Genomic DNA, 17,975 nt, shown 5'->3' with positions numbered 1-17,975 from the left:
TCCCACCTTTTATATCCAAATTTGCGGTTTGTATCCGTCTTATTGGTAAATAAAGCGCAGGGCCGTCGCGGCGTCAAGCCTTGGTATGACTTTTCAGATATGGATACGCAGCACGATGTCCTGCGCATAGTTTCCGAAACCGCTGCCGAAGATGTTGATTCCACCTGGGTGTTCGGCATCGTCTTTCACCCCGACGCGCATGCGTATAGATCTGTGCTGATCGAGGCCGAGATCATCGAGAGTGACGCTCGATATTCGCACGCCGTCGACAAAGCTTCCCTGCTCGTTGATCCGCCAGTTCTTCAGTTTTCCATATTGCGAGCCTGACAGCTTCCACCAGTCGGGCGTGTAGACGCCGCGCTTGTCGCCGAAGTCACCCGGAGACGTCCACGTGCCGACATCGGTTCCGTTGACCTGCAGGAAGATGTCCGAGGGCCAGTTCGCCGCCGTTCCCGGCACCTCCGAACTGAGTTCCATGGAAAACTCCAGCTCCCGTGGTTTTGCCTTCTTGAGCAGGGTGTTGTTTGGGAACTGATACTCGACGAATCCCCTGGTAAACCATAGCAAACCCGCCTTCATGCGATCGGGATCGAGAAAGGTATCCGGCACGTCTAGAAGCCCGATGACCCCCTCTTTCGAGCAGAGCCCGCACGGTCCCGTCACGTCGAACTGGGTATAGAGGCCGAGCGGCATGGACACCTCGATCATGTTGTCCAAGCTGTCGGTGACCGGGTCGGCAAAGGAGATCAGAATCTCCTGGAAAGCCGAGTGGCACAGCTTTTGGCTTCCCTTGCGGGCCCTCTGGCTTTCGGTATTGATGAGGCCGCAATCCTCAAGAATCTTCAGGTTTATCGACACGGTCGATTGCGGCAGCGCCAGTTCCTCCGCGATCTGGTTGACGTTCTTTGGCCCGCCCGTTCGCAGAAGCTTGAGTATACCGACGCGCACCTCGCTCGCGAGTCCGCGAATAAGGTCCTGCCGTTCGATCGGGTCGATTACCAATACGTTGCCTGTCATTTCCTACCCTCAGCTTGCATGCTTCATATCAAAATTATCGATATGAAAGCAATGACCCGTCATTTGGGTGGTCACGGCAGCTGGGCCCCATCACGACAGAGGTTAGGCGCGATATCGCCATCTCGGTCATGTTGCAGTGTGCACTTATAGTCAAGCGTCACGCACCCACAGTCATTTCAGAACAAATATTGTGGAACTAAGGTGTTCGACAACGCTCCTGATAGTATTTCGTTTAAGGGAGACAGGGAAAAATGTCTGACAAGCGTCACGATGGCGAGAGTGGAGATTTGCTCGATGCCGAACGTTACGAAACATCTGGAACACCGGTGGCCATGGGGCTGGCCGCCATTTCCGGATGTATAGCGTCTATGCTGGCGCACGGCTCTTTTCTTGAGGTGGTTATTGTCATCGGCGCGGGCGCTCTATGTGGATACGCCGGATGGTGGTTCAGGGGAGAAGAAAACTGAAATGAAGCTGAGAGGTATACCATTTGGGCGGAAGCGGAATTCAGCGGTCACTGGAGCTGACGGACACCCCCCGAAGCCGTCCATGCATGACAGATTGTCGAATATCGCGGCAGAGTTGACGTACCTCGCGGGCGAGTCATGCAAACTGGAAATGACATTTGAGAAACGGGTAGCATATCTTTCGGTGCTGTTGTCCGATAAGCCATTCATCACTGTGTCGGCGGAGCCGGAAACGGCTTTTTTTCGGCTTCGGGAATTCGGCGACGCGAGCGACAACATCTTCATGACGACGGATCGGAACCGGATCGTTGATTATGTCGTTCGTCGCCTCTGCAACAGGTCGGATCCCTTGGTCCATAACAGATCAGATCTCCACATCGAACGGCTTGTCGGACTTAGTCTCAACGATGTCGAGCGTCGCCTGGTGGCCCACACGCTCATGCGCTTTTCGGGCCGACGCGACATGGCGGCAGAAACGCTCGGCCTTTCACTGGGCGAATTGGAGAGCAAGCTCCGTTCCTATCTTGCTATCGTGCGTTCAAATCCGAACGGGGACGTCCATCCGTCCATGTTGAGTGAGGTCGATTGACCAATTGCGGCGGCCCGGGGCGCTGAAGCGGGTGCAAATGCGGTCGTTTCGGCGCCCTCGCGGCGTATGCAGTTTCAATGCCTTGCTGCCTGTAGTCAAAAGTGCCTCCTCTGCACGTTTCTGCAAGCTTCGTACACTGCGCGACATTCTGCGAATCTCTCGGGCAAAATAAAAATTAATCAGATTTTTACTTGCACGAGTGGCTCGCATTAATAGCAACACCGAAGCGTAATAAATATTTTTCTTCGACAAATCGGTGAATTTTGTGCGCAAAGCAATTTGCGCAAGTGTATTGCTGCGTCTTCGCTGTGCCATTCGTTCCGGAGAGAACGATGGTTCAGCCCGTATACGTGTTCGATAGCAATAAATATTCAGAAGAAGAGCAGTTCTCTAGTTTTTGTAAAGAAATTTCACTAGGCGATATCTACATTTTGGCCCGGGCTCCCGGTGACCAGAAGAGGTTTAATGCGAATGTTGTCGGATATGATCTGGGAACTCTTAAGGTTGTCGTGAGCCAGTCCGAGGCTTTCCGATTTTCCCCGCAACCTCGCCTAGGTCGGCTGCCGGGCTTTGACTTCTGGCTTATACTTTTGCGCCTGACTGGGCATGCCACCATCGATGGTCCTCACGGACAGATGCGTTATGAGGGCAAGCGTCTCGAAATTCGTAAAGCAGGCGTGGCGCAATCCGGTGAGGTTTCAGCCAATACCACCGTCGGTGTTTATCTTCCACGGAACCAGTTCAGCGGCATGGAAGCCGTTCTGGACCAGCTTGCCCGCAACCCCAACCCTGATGACGGCCTCCATCCGTTGCTTTCGAACTACTTGTCCGCCCTGGTGACGGTTTTGCCTGATGCAGCGCAGAAGGAGATTTTCATGATAGCGGAGACCACGATCTCCATGATCCGCTCCTGCATTTCGGTGCGAGAGAGGGGGCAACTGCTTCAGGCTCCTCTGACGGTTGCTCGGTTGGAGGTCGCCAAAAGGCTCATCTCGTCGAACCTCACATCATCCGTTGATCTCACTCCTGAAACTCTCAGCAGCAAGCTCAATATGTCGCGGCGACAACTTTACAAGCTGTTTGAAAGCGAGGGCGGCGTGGAGCACTACGTTCGGTCACGACGCCTTAACGCATGTTATGAGTCGATTATCAAAGCCGGGCACCTCCGTCCGAGCAGTGCGATCGCGGAAGAATACGGATTTCACGATGCCCCGACATTCAGCCGGCAATTTCGTTTGCAGTTCGGGTGCAGCCCGAGCGAACTCAAGCAATTTTCAAAGGAGCGGCTGCAGGAAACCGCGTTCTCAAGATGGTTGAGGAAAGGCTTGAGCAGCGACCTCAGAGACGCAGGTACCGATACTTTGGAGTAGGCCTTCGGGTTTATAAAACTATTATCGCCGCGCCTGGCTGGACCCGGGCGGCAAGATCGATGACATCCTGGTTGAGCATTCTGATACAGCCGGATGAGGCCTGCCGTCCGATGCTCCACCACTCCGGGGTACCGTGAACACGATAGAGCGTATCCCTACCATTGCGGTGTATGTAGAGTGCGCGCGCTCCCAAAGGGTTTTCCGGGCCGCCGGGCATGCCGCTTCGGTAGCGTTCAAGTTCCGGAAGTCTCGCTCGCATTTCCATGGTGGGCGTCCATTTTGGCCAGGTCGCTATCCGGGCAATTTCACCATTTCCCGACCATCTGTAGCCATCCTTACCAATAGCGATGCCGTATCGTATCGCGGTACCGTCGCCGATAACGAAGTAAAGAAACCGCTCCGCAAGACTGACGAAGACAGTGCCTTCAGTGGCTCCGGTCAGGTCGATTACACGCCTGCGCCAAAATCTTGGGTCAAGCTTCCTGTATCGGACGGAAGGAACATTAAAACCATTATCTTCAAGCGCGACATAAAGCCGTTCGGGATCTGCGGCTTGTATATCATGCGTGCCATTCGGCCGTGTGCCTCCTTGTGCAGCTTGCGACGAGGCGCCAAGGAGTAGCGCGGACAACAGCAGCGCCCGTCGATTCAGGACGACACCATTCGCCAATACACTCTCCATTCCGGGCTCTCCGCCACCACGGTACAGGCGCTTCATCAGTATTTCCCAACGACGTTGAGGAAGACACCTTTGTCATCGAGTGTGAGGTCTCTGAGGTCGTCGGTGAATCGACCGAAATTGTATCCGACGCCCACCTTGAAGTCCTCGCCGACATGCCGATACAGGGCCACCAGGAGTCCGTAGTCGGTCGAGCTTGTCTCTGGAAGGCTGAGAACTCGTCCCTCCACCAGCGCATCCCAGCTTTTCACAAGATGAAGATCGAGACGGCCGGTACCCAGATATGCGGTAGAGACCGCCCATTCGGATCCGTCCGATCCGTCGCGACGATCGCCAAAACGAAGTGCCTGCTTGGTCCCTATCGTCAGCCAAGGCATAAGGTCATAGGAAAGGTCGGCAGACACAATGTGGCTGCGTTGCTCGACGGCCCCTTCGGACACAGCCGTTGACCTTAGATCCTTGAGATCGAGAAGATAGCTGTATTGAAACAGCGCATTAAGCTTATCATTGTCCACTGGACGGTACGCAAAGCCGAGCGATGTTTCCAGATAGTCCCTGTTTTGGACCGATGCGGACTCGCCATGTGCCTGGACGAGATCCAACCCGGCAAGTAGGCGCCAGTCCTCGCTGGTTTTTACGGCGAAGTTTGAGGCAAGAACGTAGGTCGTCGAGTCGCGCGTGTCGTCGGTCGAGTCGTCGTATCTCGCCTCCCCCTTGACGCGGCCTTTCAAACCGTAATCCTCATCGTCGTAATTGACTGCAACGGAAACCGCCTTGCGATCGTAGTCCGAGCGTTCAAGCTTGGTGGAAGGATCGATGGTCTCGTCGCGGATCGATCCCGTCGTCAAGGCCGTATCAACGCTCCACAACGCGTCGGGCGTGTATTCGATGCCATAGGTCTGGGCCAGCGACTTTCGAAGCCCGAACATGTCGTAGGTGCTTTCGGCAAAGGCGGACGTAGAGTCCGAGATTTTCTTCCGAGACCCTGCGGTGATGACACCCCTGTCTGTTCCCGACAGCTCGTTCGTGCTCTCGATCGACGCGGCTCTGTCCGGATCGAGACGATAACCGACATAGTATTTGTCGTCGGCCGTCGGAGCATATTCGGCACCGATTGCCCCTCCCACGCCGGTGGCGCCATGCGAGATTTCCGCGTTGGCTTCCACCTTCTCGGTCAGGCGCGTCTTTCCGCCAACGCCGATCCGATCATTTCGACGTATATCGCCAGATTGCTGGACCGTTCCCTGAGCGAATCCGTATATCGATCTGTCGTCATTTATCTCGTAGTCTGCTCGCAGCCCGCCATCGATGCGCGAGCCGTTATAGCCGCTCTTTCCTGCCGCAAGGGCTGATGCGGACTGCAGCTCCGTACGTGCCGCGCCGACCGTGATCTTTGTGCTGTCGTTGAGCTGCACCGCCACATCGGCGGATGTCTCGACGCTTTTCTTGTTCTCGTCGGTCTTGAGTTGCTCATGCCCGATCGTCACTGAGGTGTTCTCGCCCAGTTCCAAAGCGGTGCCAACGCTCCAGCGCTCCAGTCCGACATCGGAATTGCCGCCGGCAATCGAAAAGCCGTTGCCTCTGTTCTCATAGCTGCCTTTAATGGTGCCCTTGAGATTTTCTATGCCTATGTCAGCCAGATCCAGCTGACCCTTGAGTTTCCAGGCGTTGGCGTCGTCGCTCACCGAGCCCAGTTTCTGCGTCGTTGAGGTGGATAAGCCGCCGTCGGTCGACGTATAACTTGAAGACGAAGCTCCTTTCGAACGCGCCACTTCGACGTCAAGCGAGGTGGTGTCGGAATGACGAAGGCGCAAATCCGCGCTGACAACCTGGTGGTCGCTTGGGCCGGTATTGTCGGTCACTTCCGAGGCGCCGACGCGGACCTTGTCGTTGATCCAGCGTTCAACGCGGGCGCCGTGCGCATAGCCGTCGACATCTGAGGCAAGCGGAGTGTACTCGTATTGAACGATGACGTAGGCGTTGGTGCTGCCTTGCGAGGAAGACCGAACCGCCTCGCCAGGCGCACTCAAGACTGAAGCCGGCCTGCGGAGCAGAAGCAGGCCCTGGAAATAATCGAGTGTATAGTCCTCGTCCGCCACCAGTGTTTTCTCGGTGACAACCGCGCCCGTTACGACGCTCCGGTATTCGATCGAGACGGTCTCGGAACCTTCAGTTACATCCTGTCGCGAAAGAAAGTAGGACGAGCCGCCTGTTGCCAGGAATTCATCGCGCCGCGCCAGGCTGTCCGGTTGTGCCGCATAGACGGCAGCAACGGTTCGCTTCTCGCCAAATGATGTCACATCGTCTGGCGCATACTGAGCGGCTGCCCCGTAGAGAGAGCGTTCTGACTGAGCAAACTCCGTTCCCACGACGCGTGTCTTGAAATTTCCCCAAACGACATGGCTGTCGCCCTTCTCGAGGCGGATATAGAGTTTCCCCCGTGTCGGCGCGTCTTCAACAGTGGTCGATGAGTCGCCGTAGACGGGGTAATACTGGTCGGGATCAATTCTCCGCAGGATCTCGGAGCTCGACTGAGAGTTCAATCCTCGAAAGAGATTTTTCACGTCATCCTCGCCGGTGTCGGCTGATGCCGTAAGGAGATACTCGCCCTTGATCTTGCCCTTCAGATAGAAGGCAAGCCGACCCTTGGAATAAACCCTGTCGTACTCCCCTTCGCGGGCGATTTCGATGCCGTCATCACCCGATTTTCGGCCGACGGTCAGATCTGCAAGCGCAACATAGAACCATTCGTTCTGGGGTATATTGATTTCGCGTATGAAATTGAGGCCGCCTGATTTGGAGACGCCGGCGAGTGAAACGTCGACCTCGTGATCGCCGGGCGGCAGAATTCGCTGGACCACGAAGGACCGTTGTGCGTCGAGCGGGACCTGTGATCCGAGTGCGGTTATCGAATATCCTGGAGGAACATTCCGACCGTAGACAGTCACAGCCCCGCCATGAACGGGAATGTGCCGGACTGCGGTACGATCTTCGGCCACACCAGGTGCCGGCGCCGGAGTCGCGCTGGCGGGCTCAAACACCGCATCGGTCCGCGACAGCATCAATGGTTCGGTTTCGTTGAAGCGTCCCTTGTCATCATAGACGCGCAAAACATAGTCGAAGTCCCGCGTCTCGCTCTCCGGCATGATCCACCGCGCGGTTCCGTTCGGTTCGATCGGCACCACGAACTGCGGCCTGAAGGTGGATCCTCTGTAGGAATCCCCGATTCTGATTTCTGCCTTGGTTATGAACGCCGGGTAGTTCGAGTAGGCTTGGAAAACGACGTCTTCGCCGGCCTGATAGGTTCTTCGAACCGGACTGGTGGACACGTTGAGCATTGTCTTCACATCGAGTCCGTCGAATTTGACCTGGATGTCGACCGCGCTCAGATCCAAATCCGCCTTGCGCTGCCGATCCGCCATTTTGACAGCTGACTTGTCGCCGAGGGGCGCAGAAACGACCTGCATGCTTTCATCGACAACCTGCCCATCCACGCTGATCGAAAAAGGGACTGCGTCCCCTTGCGCAGCGCCTTTTTCGGTGTTCTCTCCCACCACCAGCGTTCGGCTTGATCCGTCGTCCAGCATTTTTCCGCGGATGACGGACGAACATTCCTCATTGACGCACCCGTCAATGTCGAAGCCGCTTTGTGGGAATGCCTGATGTGAAACCCCTATGGAAAGCAGCAAAGCGGTGCCGGCTTTCAGTGTGAGGTGCCTTGATTTCCTGTCGGGGGACTGGTCCCACGTGCGCACGCTGTCGAACAAGGTTGTCATTGGTTTACCTCCACGCGCTTCTCGATTTCGAGGCGATAGGTCCCGCCATAATCGGCCCACAGCTGGGCGATGGTTTTCTGCATTTCGGTCAACCGCCTTGCAGCCAGCTGCGGCTCGGCCTTGCTGTCCACGTAGGAGAGGCGAATGAGGGAGTAGTCCTGCTTGAGCACCTCAAGGAGGCGGATGATCTGGTCGTACCATTGCGCCTTCAGTCGAAGACTTCCGGCTTCGAAGGCATCGTCCGTGAGGTCGATACGGACCAGTCTTCCGATAGAGGCGCCGAAGTTCATCTTCGACATGTTTCCGGCCGTGAGCCGCATGACCCGGGGATTCTCGGTCGTCAGGCGGTAGCCCGTCGGAAGCGTTCTCGTGTCGAGCTTGAGAATGAAGTTCGAGCCGATGCGTTGATCCGGCAGAGCGGCGCAGGGAAGACTGTAGCGCCCATGTTCGTCAGTCGTGATGAGAACACCATTGACGGTTGCCAGACGGACCCCGGGCAATCCGGGCTCGCCATCATCCGGATAGCCGTTCCGGTTGACGTCATCGAACACGCGACCGATGACAGTCGAGCAGTCGAACATCGCCTCGGCAACCACGACGACCGTCGCTGTGCCCGGGGGTGTTGGAATGTCCTTTACCGTGGCGTAGTTCGTGTATCGGCCGGGGACGACGGAGCTGAGAACCACGAGCTTCAACTCGATCTCGATCGCGCTATCCGGAGGGATATCGAGGTCGGCGAACTCGATGTCCCTGCCCTTCACGCTTGGCGTCACCGCAACGCCATCCACCTTCGCCGACCCTTCGATGAAGCGGAACCCGGCGGGAATGCGATCGATCACGGTGACCTGCGCCGGAATGGATGGCGAATTGTTTGCAACCATGATCCGGTAGGGCACCGTGTCACCCCTGCGTACCTCCTTCACATCCGCCACCTTGGTGACGGTGATGTCGGTGGAGGTTGCCGGAGGCGCAAGCGGCGTTACGACACAATACGCGGGAGGATTTTCCGGATCGCAGGGTGGCGAGGTAAAATCCGGGTCTTCGGGTGTTTCGAATGTGAGATTGGTGACCTCTGTCAGACCTTCGGGCAGCTCATCCTTCAGTGTCACAGCGACATGTCGGGTGATTTTCTTGCCGGGAGGCAGAGTATCGATCGTCCAGGTGGTATAGCCGGTTACGGGATCGTAGGTGCCATTCTCCCGTGGTTCTACCTTCTTGACCGCTTCGAGGTCCACGAACTGGTCTGTTACGGAGTAGTCCTCAATCGCCGTACCTCCGGTGTTGATCAGTGTCACTTCGTAGACCAGTGTCTCTCCCGGCTCACCGAGGCCTTCCCTCGTGCCACCGATTTCCTCGATCAGCGTCTTGGTGGGAGAGACCTGTCCTTCGGTCGGATGATCGACGTCGCAGACCAGGATTGCAGTCGGAATGCAGTCCAGGACGATGTTTCTGACACGCTTCAATCCCTGGGGCAGCGGATCGACCAACGTGATGTCGACGGTCCGCGTGACGGTCTCGCCGATTTCAAGGCTGTCGATCACCCATGTCGTTCGACCTGTCGTGGGATTGTACGTCCCATTATCGGAGGCAACCGCCGAGGCGACGGCGTCCGCCGGTTTGAACACCTCGAAAACCTTGACGTCATTGGCATCGCGACCACCATTGTTGGTGACGGTGATCTCGTAGCGCAGGGTTTCCCCGGCTTGAGCAATGCCATTGTTCTCAATACTCTCATTGATGAGCTTCTTCGATCTGTTGATCGATGACGGCGTTGGAAGGACCACCCGGCAAGGAGCGCCGGTTGCTGTGTTCGTGACGGTGCAGTCCTTGACCAGGCGGTTCGTCACCTGCGTGGTACCTGCGGGCAGTGGGTCCTTGAGCGTGAACTTCACCGTATAGTTGACCGGCGTGCCCCGTGCGATTGTCTGGTTTCGCCAGATCACCCTTCCGGTTGCAGGGTCCCATTGTCCACCCTTGTCGGCCTCCACTAGCTCCGCTGTCGCCGGTGGTTCGAAGAAGTCTTCGATGTCATAGCCCATGACAGTCGAGCCGCCCGTATTGGTGACTGTCACGCGGTAGGTGAGCATTTCACCCGGCTCCGCGATACGGTTGTTCGGCACATAGCTTTCGGCCACCAGCGACTTGACCTGATGGATATCGGATTCGGTCGGCGTGACGACCTCACAGGAGCCGGCGAAAAGCTCTTTGCACTCAAGAACCCGGTTCCTGACGGAGGCCAGGCTTGTGGGCAAGGGATCATTGAGCTTGATATCGACCGTGCGTGTTACTTCTCCGCCGAGCTTTCCGATCGAGGGAATGATCCATTCGATGGTCACGGTATTCGCGCCGGGATCGGTCGTTACCGTGCCCCCATCAGCATCAATGTCGGCGACCGAGACCGCAGTGAGGGGGGTGAATTCGTCCCTGAGGACGTAGTTCTCTGCATCCGCATTGCCGATGTTGCGCGCGGTGATCTCGTAGCGCAGGGTTTCGCCGGCCTCGGCAACACCGGTAATGTCGCCCCCATCTTCAACTTTGAGCACCTTGGCATGCTTGACATTCGGAGCCCTAGGCAAATCCGGGCCGCACGTCCGCCCCGGAATGACGACGCAATTCAGGACTTCATTCTTTACGTTCAGAATATCGTCCGGCAGCGGGTCCTTCAGCTTGATCGCGACCCGCAATTTGATGGTGCGGGTGCCGGTCGAAGGTACGGTCAGATTGGTCCATGTAACGATGCCGGTGTTTTCGTCATAGGAGTACGTGTTCCCATCGAGGACCGTCACTTCATCGATCGCGTCCAGGGGTGTGAACTGATCTTGAATCGACACGCCCGTTGCATCGGATCCACCTAAATTCATGACCGTGATTTCATAGGTCAGGGTTTCACCGGGCTCGGCATAGGCATCGTTGTCTTCGGCGCCGCCCGACTGATCCACCAGTTCCTTGGCCTGTTGCAGCAGCGGTCCGGTTGGGGTGTCCACATCGCAGGACTCGCCATCGATCGGCAGGCAATCGAGCAGTCTGTTCGTCACGCCCTGGAGCCCGTCGGGGAGCGGGTCGGCAAAACGGTACTTGATCGTGACTTCCTGGGGCGTTCCCCCAAGGGCGAGCGGCACAAGTGGCCCAATGGTTCTCGTTGCAGTGTTCGTTGCGGCGTTCCAGCTCCAGTCGGCCGGCGTAGGGTCACCATCGAGAAGGCCGGGAACGCCCACCGGATCGAGCTGGTCCTTGACCACAACCGTATTGGCGACGGCGCCACCAACGTTGATCACCCTGATGGTGTAGGTAAGTTCCTCTCCCGGCTGGAGCTTCCGGTCGTTGTTGATGCTGTCGATGGTCAGGACCTTGGACTGCCTGATAATCGGCTCCGGGGGGATAACGGGGTCGCAGATCTTGCCGACGATGATGTTTTCGCAGGTCAAGATATTGGTCAGCTCGGTTAGTCCCTCGGGCAATGGATCGATCAAGGTGATGTCGAGCGTTCTGGTGACAGTTGTTCCTTTTGGCAGCGACGCTATGGTCCATGTGGTCGTGCCATTGACATAGCTTCCGCCGTCCGAGGCGACCGCACTATCAACCACCTCCGGATTGCTGAAGGTGTCCACGACCTGATAGTCGCTGAGGTCGGTGCCACCGGCATTGGTGACGGTGATCGTATACCTCAGAGTCTCGCCGCCTTCGGCATAGGCATCGTTGTCTTCAGCGCCACCGCTCTGGTCGGTCAGTTCCTTGGACTTCTGCACATCGGCGGCGGTCGGTGTCACGACGGTGCAGGAAAAGCCCGGGATGACTTCGACACACGGGGTGACGGCATTCGTCACTTCTTCGGTATTTGGCGGCAGGCTTGGCTGGAGTGTGACGGTGATATCCCAGGTGACCGGCACGTTTGGCTTCAGTTCCGGGATTGTCCATGTGGCAGTTCCGGTGGCGGCATCCGCCGAGCCCTTGCCGGCTTCCGTCGACATGGCCGCAATGGTGTTGACCGGGAGAAACTGGTCTGTGAGCGTGTGGTTGAACGCCGACTGCCCCCCTACGTTCTCCACCGTGATACGGTAGGTCAGCGTTTCGCCTGGCTCCGCGATATTCGGCGCTGAACCGCCCTGCTCTGGGAGAAGAACCTTGGCCGTTCTGATGCGCGGTTGCGTAGGCGTTTTAATGTCGCACGGTTCGCCGGTCACGGCATTGGTGATGACACAATTGTTCGGGAGAAAGTTGCGCACCCACTCCACGCCCGCCGGCAGCGGATTGGCCAGAGTGACGGTCACGGTATAGGTCTTGCTGGTACCAGCCGGAATGTCCTGGCCGGTCCACAAGCTCGTGCCAGTCGCCGCATTGTAGCTGGAATTGAGCGGCGGGTCGAGGACGACGCTTTGAACGGCGGTCTGAGGGCTGGAAAGCCCTTCCGCGGAAAAGACATCCCGGACGGTGTAGCCGAAAGCGTCCGTGCCGCCATTGTTGGTGGCAACGACAGTGTACATGAGCGTTTCACCGGGTTCCGCCACTCCCGTCAATCCTGAAGGTGCAACCGAACTTTCGCTCGTCAGTTGTTTTGCAGTATTGACGGCGGAGGGAGTGGACGTGACGACCACGCACGGTTCCTCGGTTGCGACGTTTGTCGGCACGCAGTCCTTGATGACGCTGTTCCTGACTTCGGCGAGGCCGGGGGTCAGCGGGTTGGTGAGGGTTATGGCGACGGTTCGTTTCACGATGCCGGGCTGGGTCTCGCTGGTTGCGGCCGGAATGGTGACTGCGGGCCATGTGGTGGTGATCTGGTTGGCCGCGACGGCATAGGTGCCTGCATCGCTTGCCACGACGCCGGAGACGATGTCGACGGTATCGGCGGGCTCGAAGACATCCTGAATGTCGTAGTTGGTCATCGGCGTGCCGCCGGTATTGGTCACGGTGACCTCGTATTCGAGGGTCTCGCCGGGTTCTGCTGTGTTGGCGAGGGTGCCACCGGTCTCCGGGAGCAGCCTTTTCGACTGGCTGACCTTCGCGGCGGTCGGCAGGATGACGCCGCAGGGCGCGAGCGTGACGGGGTCGGTCACGACGCAGTCGGTGGTGACGCGGTTGATGACCTGGGTCCATGGCTGGTCGAAGACCGGCTTGAGTGTCACCTCGATCGGGACGGTGATGCTGCCATTGGCGGGAATGGAGAGGTTCGTCCAGGTGGTGACGCCATTGCCCTGGTAGGTGCCGCCGGGAATGGTGGTGCTTCCGACAACGGTGGATGGTGCATTGACCGAAGCGATGATCCCGGCGGGCGTGAATGTGTCCGTCAGGGTGTAGCCGCTTCTGGCCGTGCCGCCGCTATTGGTGATGGTCAGCGCATAGGTGATGGTCTCGCCAGGCTCGGCAACACCCAGCATGCCGGCAGGCGCGACAAGGCTTTCCACCGTCTTCACCTTGCTCGTTGTGATCTTCGACGCCGTGGGCGTCTTCACCACGCACGGTTCCCCGGTTGCTACGTTTGTCGGCACGCAGTCCTTGATGACGCTGTTCCTGACTTCGGCGAGGCCGGGGGTCAGCGGGTTGGTGAGGGTTATTTTGACGGTTCGCTTCACAATGCCGGGCTGGGTCTCGCTGGTTGCGGCCGGAATGGTGACTGCGGGCCATGTGGTGGTGATCTGGTTGGTCGCGACGGCATAGGTGCCTGCATCGCTTGCCACGACGCCGGAGACGATGTCGACGGTATCGGCGGGCTCGAAGACATCCTGAATGTCGTAGTTGGTCATCGGCGTGCCGCCGGTATTGGTCACGGTGACCTCGTATTCGAGGGTCTCGCCGGGTTCTGCTGTGTTGGCGAGGGTGCCACCGGTCTCCGGGAGCAGCCTTTTCGACTGGCTGACCTTCGCGGCGGTCGGCAGGATGACGCCGCAGGGCGCGAGCGTGACGGGGTCGGTCACGACGCAGTCGGTGGTGACGCGGTTGATGACCTGGGTCCATGGCTGGTCGAAGACCGGCTTGAGTGTCACCTCGATCGGGACGGTGATGCTGCCATTGGCGGGAATGGAGAGGTTCGTCCAGGTGGTGACGCCATTGCCCTGGTAGGTGCCGCCGGGAATGGTGGTGCTTCCGACAACGGTGGATGGTGCATTGACCGAAGCGATGATCCCGGCGGGCGTGAATGTGTCCGTCAGGGTGTAGCCGCTTCTGGCCGTGCCGCCGCTATTGGTGATGGTCAGCGCATAGGTGATGGTCTCGCCAGGCTCGGCAACACCCAGCATGCCGGCAGGCGCGACAAGGCTTTCCACCGTCTTCACCTTGCTCGTTGTGATCTTCGACGCCGTGGGCGTCTTCACCACGCAATTGGCAGGGTCCTCGACGGCGCAGGCAGGCAGGCTGTTGATCACTTCGAGGAGACTCGAAGGCAGGTCCGCGACGAGCTTCAATCTGACCGTCCGCGTGATCACCCCGCCGGCACCCAGATTGCTTATCGGCCATGTGGTGGTGACAGCGGTCGGCGTGATCACGGACGTCCCGCCATTACTGACATTCACCACTTCGGCCACCGCACTGCCCGGCGTGAATTCGTCCACCACGTCACCGGACCAGGGCAGGCCGCCGGTATTGGTGATAGTGACGGTGTAGGTCAGGACTTTTCCGGCTTCGGCAATATTGGGCAGCGACTCATCCGCAAGGACTTTCTTCAGCTTTATGCGGGCCTGCGTCGGCGTTTTGACCTGGCAGGGATAGCCGGTACCGGCGTCTTCGATCACGCATTCGCTGTTGGTGACGAGGTTGATGATCTCGGCGATATTGTCGGGGATAGGGTCCTTGAGCGTGACGAACAGCGTTCCGACGAACTCTGCCCCGGGCGCGAGGTCGACGGCGGGCCACTGCGAAACGTAGGAGGTCGTGTCTGGCTGGATATCGACGCCCGTATCAGGCGAGGTGATCGACTGGATGGCCTGAAGCGGCGAGGTTTCGTCCGTCAGTACGAAGCCGGTACGGGTCGTGCCGCCATTGTTCTTCACGACGATCCGGTACTCAAGCGTTTCGCCATCGGAAGCGATGCCGTCGGCATTGTTTACGATCGTCTTGATGATCGAGAGCTTCGCCGGCGTCGGTGTATAGACGCAATGGTCGGTATCGGTCCCAACCGGCAGGCAGTCCGGCTCCGTGTCTCCGGTCTCGAAGACCTTGTTCAGCACTTCGCTGACGCCATCGGGAATCGGGTTCGCAACCCGGGCCTGGAGCGTCACTTCGAGGTAGCCGGGATCTTCGATTCTGGGGTTGGGATAGCCTTCCTCCCCTTCACCCGGCTTACCGGCCGGCACGTTGAGACCGCTGATGGCAATGACCTGACGGCCTGCATCGGTGGTGATCGATATCTGTCCTGCAGGAATGACCACCCCGTCGGCCCTGGCGCTTCCCGCCACATAGGTGAGGTTCGGATCGAGGATATCGGTTAGCTTGTAGTTTGTGTCGGGCGCGCCACCGATATTCTTCAACGAAATCTTGTAAGTCAGGATCTCGCCCGCAACAGCGATGTCATCCCTGGCGATGCTTTCCGCCGACAGTATCTTCTTGAAGGAGATGTTCGGCACGGTAATTATCTCATCAGGGCACTTGATGTCCGGGGGAAAGCAGGGGAAGTCGCCGGCGATGTTGCCGACCTCGCCGATGCCGATGATCGTGCCACTGTCGATCTCGAGCGGATCGACGAGTGTGATATTGATGAAGCGATCGACAGCCTCACCCGCGGCGATCGACGGGATCGTCCACACGGTCTCTCCCGTCAAGGCCCCTGTGTCGTCCGTTATGTTGGTTCCGGGGGGACTATTATTCGGGAACGTGATCGACGCGATCGCTTCCTTCGGAAAGAAGAAGTCGCGCAGGACATAGTCGGTGATTGCCGAACCGCCGATGTTATCGACGGTCAGCTTGTAGCGCAATGTCTCGCCCGGCTCCGCCAGCGGAGAGTTACCGTCGCCGCTTAGGAAGACCTTGGGGGTCAGGACCTGCAAAGTCGGTGTGATCACGCAAAGGGTGCCGTTACGGTCTGCGCCCCCCATCTCGCAGTCGGGTTCCGGGTTTTCGGTCTTGTGAACGGCGTTGATGACTTCCTTGATGCCGATCAGTTTGTCGGCGACCCGCGCATCGACATCGATGGTCAAGGTGCCGGGCGTGTTGGGGTCGGATGTTCCCGGGATCGTCAGGTTCTGCCAGCGGATCACGGTTTTCTGAGTGACCGGGTCATATGTCGGCGCATTGGACGGGGGAAGGGTCGACGAGGAATAGGTCAGGTTGTCGCCGAGAACATCGGTCAGATTATAACCTGTGAAGTCAGCGGTCCCGGTATTCGACAGCGTGATCCGGTATGTCAGGAATTCGCCTTCCTCGGCGACCGCGGGCGTCTGCGGCTTTGTCTGCTGAAAGAGCTGCTTGCGGATGGTGATGGGAGGAAGGTCATCATCCGTGCTCGTGTTGTTGCTGTCGTCGCTGTCATCGAGATCCTCGGTCGTCGGCTCGGCACTGGCCGTGTTGACGAGATTGCCCTTGTAATCTGCGGGAACGGGCAGATTCAGCGTGAAAATCACCGAGGTTGGAGAGATCCCGCCGGAGACGACGTTCACCGGCAGGGAAACCATGTCGTCTATCGGGCCGGACCTGGGGTCTGCGCTTGTCGGCGTTGCCTTGGTGCTGCCGGGCGGGCACACCGGCTTGAGCGTGTCGGACGCACCAAGACCCGCTTTGCAGGACCAGGTGGCAGCTGCTTTCTGCGATGCGGTGAAATTCGCCGGCAGGAGATCCTGCACCCGAACGGCATTGGCGCCGTAGGGTCCGGTGTTTTTCACCTCGATCTCGTAGGTCGTCGTCTGTCCCGGGACATAGTGGTCGGTGGGGAGATCGACAGGCCCCTGCGCCGGCGTATTGGTCTTGGTGACGCTGATGTCGACGGGGAAGGTGATGGTCGCATTGATATCCGACGCGCCGTCGTTCACAACGGTGGCGGCCGTATCACCCATCTTGAAGACGGTTCCATTGGCAAGATCGAACTTGTAGAAACCTGTGCCGTCGTTATCGGCCCCATAGATGCCGAAGCAAGTGCTCTGGAGTGCACCGAAGTTTGCTAGGGGTGATCCTGTCGGGTTTAGACCTTTGGTGCCGTCAGTCACCCCATACATCCTGACCACCGGCCAGGCGGAGACGTCAAAATAGACGAGCCTTGCCATCGTTTTGCCTATTGGGGGCAACACAGAATAGAGCTTGCCATCCTGGGCAAAGGCGAAATCGGCCACCTGCAGTCCCGGATTCGTGACGTCTTGTAAGGTGTCGTTCAGCTTTATTGCGTTGGAGACCTCCGCGGTGAGCGTTCCGCTAAAGGTTCCCGCCTTGAGTTGTGTTACTTTCGTTTGAAAGTCGGTGATTCTCCTGAGGCTGACGGTGCCCTTGGCCTCGGCGATGTAGTAGTCGCCGTTTGCGTCGAAAGCACCGGAAATCATATTAATTTTATTGGGTGCAAGGCCGGCCGGAAGCTGGATGCCGGCAACCTGGTTGTTGGCGTCGATGATGGTCACAGCCCCGGTATTCGGGTCGATTTCGAGCAGTTGGCCTGTTTCGGGATCCTGCACAGAGGCGCCATTTTTGGTGTTGCGAAGAGCGTAAATCTTGCCCAGGGCTGAGTGATAGGCCGTGGCGTTGTAGGGAAAGTCAGCTTGGCCGCCTATAGGCGTGAAAACGACCGGGTTCTGCGTCGTATCTGCCTGCAGAAGCGTCACACGGCCATCGGGTGAGCCTGGAAGGTTTTGCGATAGAAACAGCTTGTTGGACGTCGCGGTGCCGTTGCAGACCGCCTGTGCTTTCGCCGCCTGCTTCTCCGGCTGCAGAATGGGCGGCGCTAGAAGCACGGCAAGCGAGACCGAAGTGGAGAGCGCCAGTGTGGCGAATACAGTTCTCAGCTTTTCGGCGTATCGCGCAGTCATATTGGCAGTCATCTGTCAAATCCCTCGTGGCCATGACCGCATCGGAATTTGTCAGACAGCTAACCCAACCACTTGAGACAACAGTTCCAAAAGTTAAATTTGTGTAAAACTTCTGAACTGACTATCGGGTGCGTCGATATTCAAT

Annotated in this window: 7 protein-coding genes; 3 read left to right on the top strand and 4 right to left on the bottom strand. The window is 58.1% G+C overall.

What is annotated here, in order from left to right:
* Positions 1-93: 93 nt before the first annotated feature.
* The gene (locus J5J10_RS02475; RefSeq protein WP_208552645.1) at positions 94-1,017 is read right to left on the bottom strand and encodes an ArsR family transcriptional regulator; all 924 of its coding nucleotides are present in this window, start codon (positions 1,015-1,017) and stop codon (positions 94-96) included.
* A 251-nt stretch (positions 1,018-1,268) separates the two neighbouring features.
* On the opposite strand from J5J10_RS02475, the gene J5J10_RS02470 reads away from it, so the two are divergent.
* From J5J10_RS02470 to J5J10_RS02460, 3 genes are all read left to right on the top strand, one after another.
* Positions 1,269-1,484 carry a hypothetical protein gene (locus tag J5J10_RS02470; protein ID WP_211928690.1) on the top strand — a complete coding sequence of 72 codons (216 nt, stop codon included), beginning with the start codon at positions 1,269-1,271 and terminating at the stop codon, positions 1,482-1,484.
* A 94-nt stretch (positions 1,485-1,578) separates the two neighbouring features.
* Positions 1,579-2,073 (top strand): helix-turn-helix domain-containing protein, encoded by a 495-nt coding sequence (locus J5J10_RS02465; RefSeq protein WP_208552649.1) that lies wholly within the window; start codon positions 1,579-1,581, stop codon positions 2,071-2,073.
* Positions 2,074-2,405: 332 nt separating this feature from the next.
* Complete coding sequence (locus J5J10_RS02460; RefSeq protein ID WP_211928689.1) at positions 2,406-3,443, top strand: helix-turn-helix domain-containing protein; 1,038 nt, start codon at positions 2,406-2,408, stop codon at positions 3,441-3,443.
* A 10-nt stretch (positions 3,444-3,453) separates the two neighbouring features.
* On the opposite strand, the gene J5J10_RS02455 is transcribed toward J5J10_RS02460, so the two are convergent.
* The 3 genes from J5J10_RS02455 to J5J10_RS02445 are packed head-to-tail and all read right to left on the bottom strand — an operon-like array spanning position 3,454 to position 17,842.
* Positions 3,454-4,161 (bottom strand): L,D-transpeptidase, encoded by a 708-nt coding sequence (locus J5J10_RS02455; protein WP_211928688.1) that lies wholly within the window; start codon positions 4,159-4,161, stop codon positions 3,454-3,456.
* Positions 4,161-7,898: a TonB-dependent receptor gene (locus J5J10_RS02450; RefSeq protein WP_211928687.1), complete on the bottom strand. Its 3,738-nt coding sequence runs from the start codon at positions 7,896-7,898 to the stop codon at positions 4,161-4,163. Before J5J10_RS02450 ends, J5J10_RS02455 begins: the two co-directional genes overlap by 1 nt.
* Positions 7,895-17,842 carry a DUF11 domain-containing protein gene (locus J5J10_RS02445; protein WP_211928686.1) on the bottom strand — a complete coding sequence of 3,316 codons (9,948 nt, stop codon included), beginning with the start codon at positions 17,840-17,842 and terminating at the stop codon, positions 7,895-7,897. Before J5J10_RS02445 ends, J5J10_RS02450 begins: the two co-directional genes overlap by 4 nt.
* Between the last annotated feature and the right edge of the window lie 133 nt (positions 17,843-17,975).

Source organism: Ciceribacter sp. L1K23 (assembly GCF_018122705.1).
In the GTDB taxonomy this organism is placed as follows: Bacteria; Pseudomonadota; Alphaproteobacteria; order Rhizobiales; family Rhizobiaceae; genus Allorhizobium.
The sequence above is the reverse complement of the archived record's forward strand: the minus strand, read 5'-3'. Positions and strand labels throughout refer to the sequence as shown.

Coding starts and splice junctions, on each gene's coding strand:
- J5J10_RS02475 (WP_208552645.1), bottom strand. CDS start 1,017: ATGACAGGCAACGTATTGGTAATCGACCCGATCGAACGGCAGGACCTT.
- J5J10_RS02470 (WP_211928690.1), top strand. CDS start 1,269: ATGTCTGACAAGCGTCACGATGGCGAGAGTGGAGATTTGCTCGATGCC.
- J5J10_RS02460 (WP_211928689.1), top strand. CDS start 2,406: ATGGTTCAGCCCGTATACGTGTTCGATAGCAATAAATATTCAGAAGAA.
- J5J10_RS02455 (WP_211928688.1), bottom strand. CDS start 4,161: ATGAAGCGCCTGTACCGTGGTGGCGGAGAGCCCGGAATGGAGAGTGTA.
- J5J10_RS02450 (WP_211928687.1), bottom strand. CDS start 7,898: ATGACAACCTTGTTCGACAGCGTGCGCACGTGGGACCAGTCCCCCGAC.
- J5J10_RS02445 (WP_211928686.1), bottom strand. CDS start 17,842: ATGACTGCCAATATGACTGCGCGATACGCCGAAAAGCTGAGAACTGTA.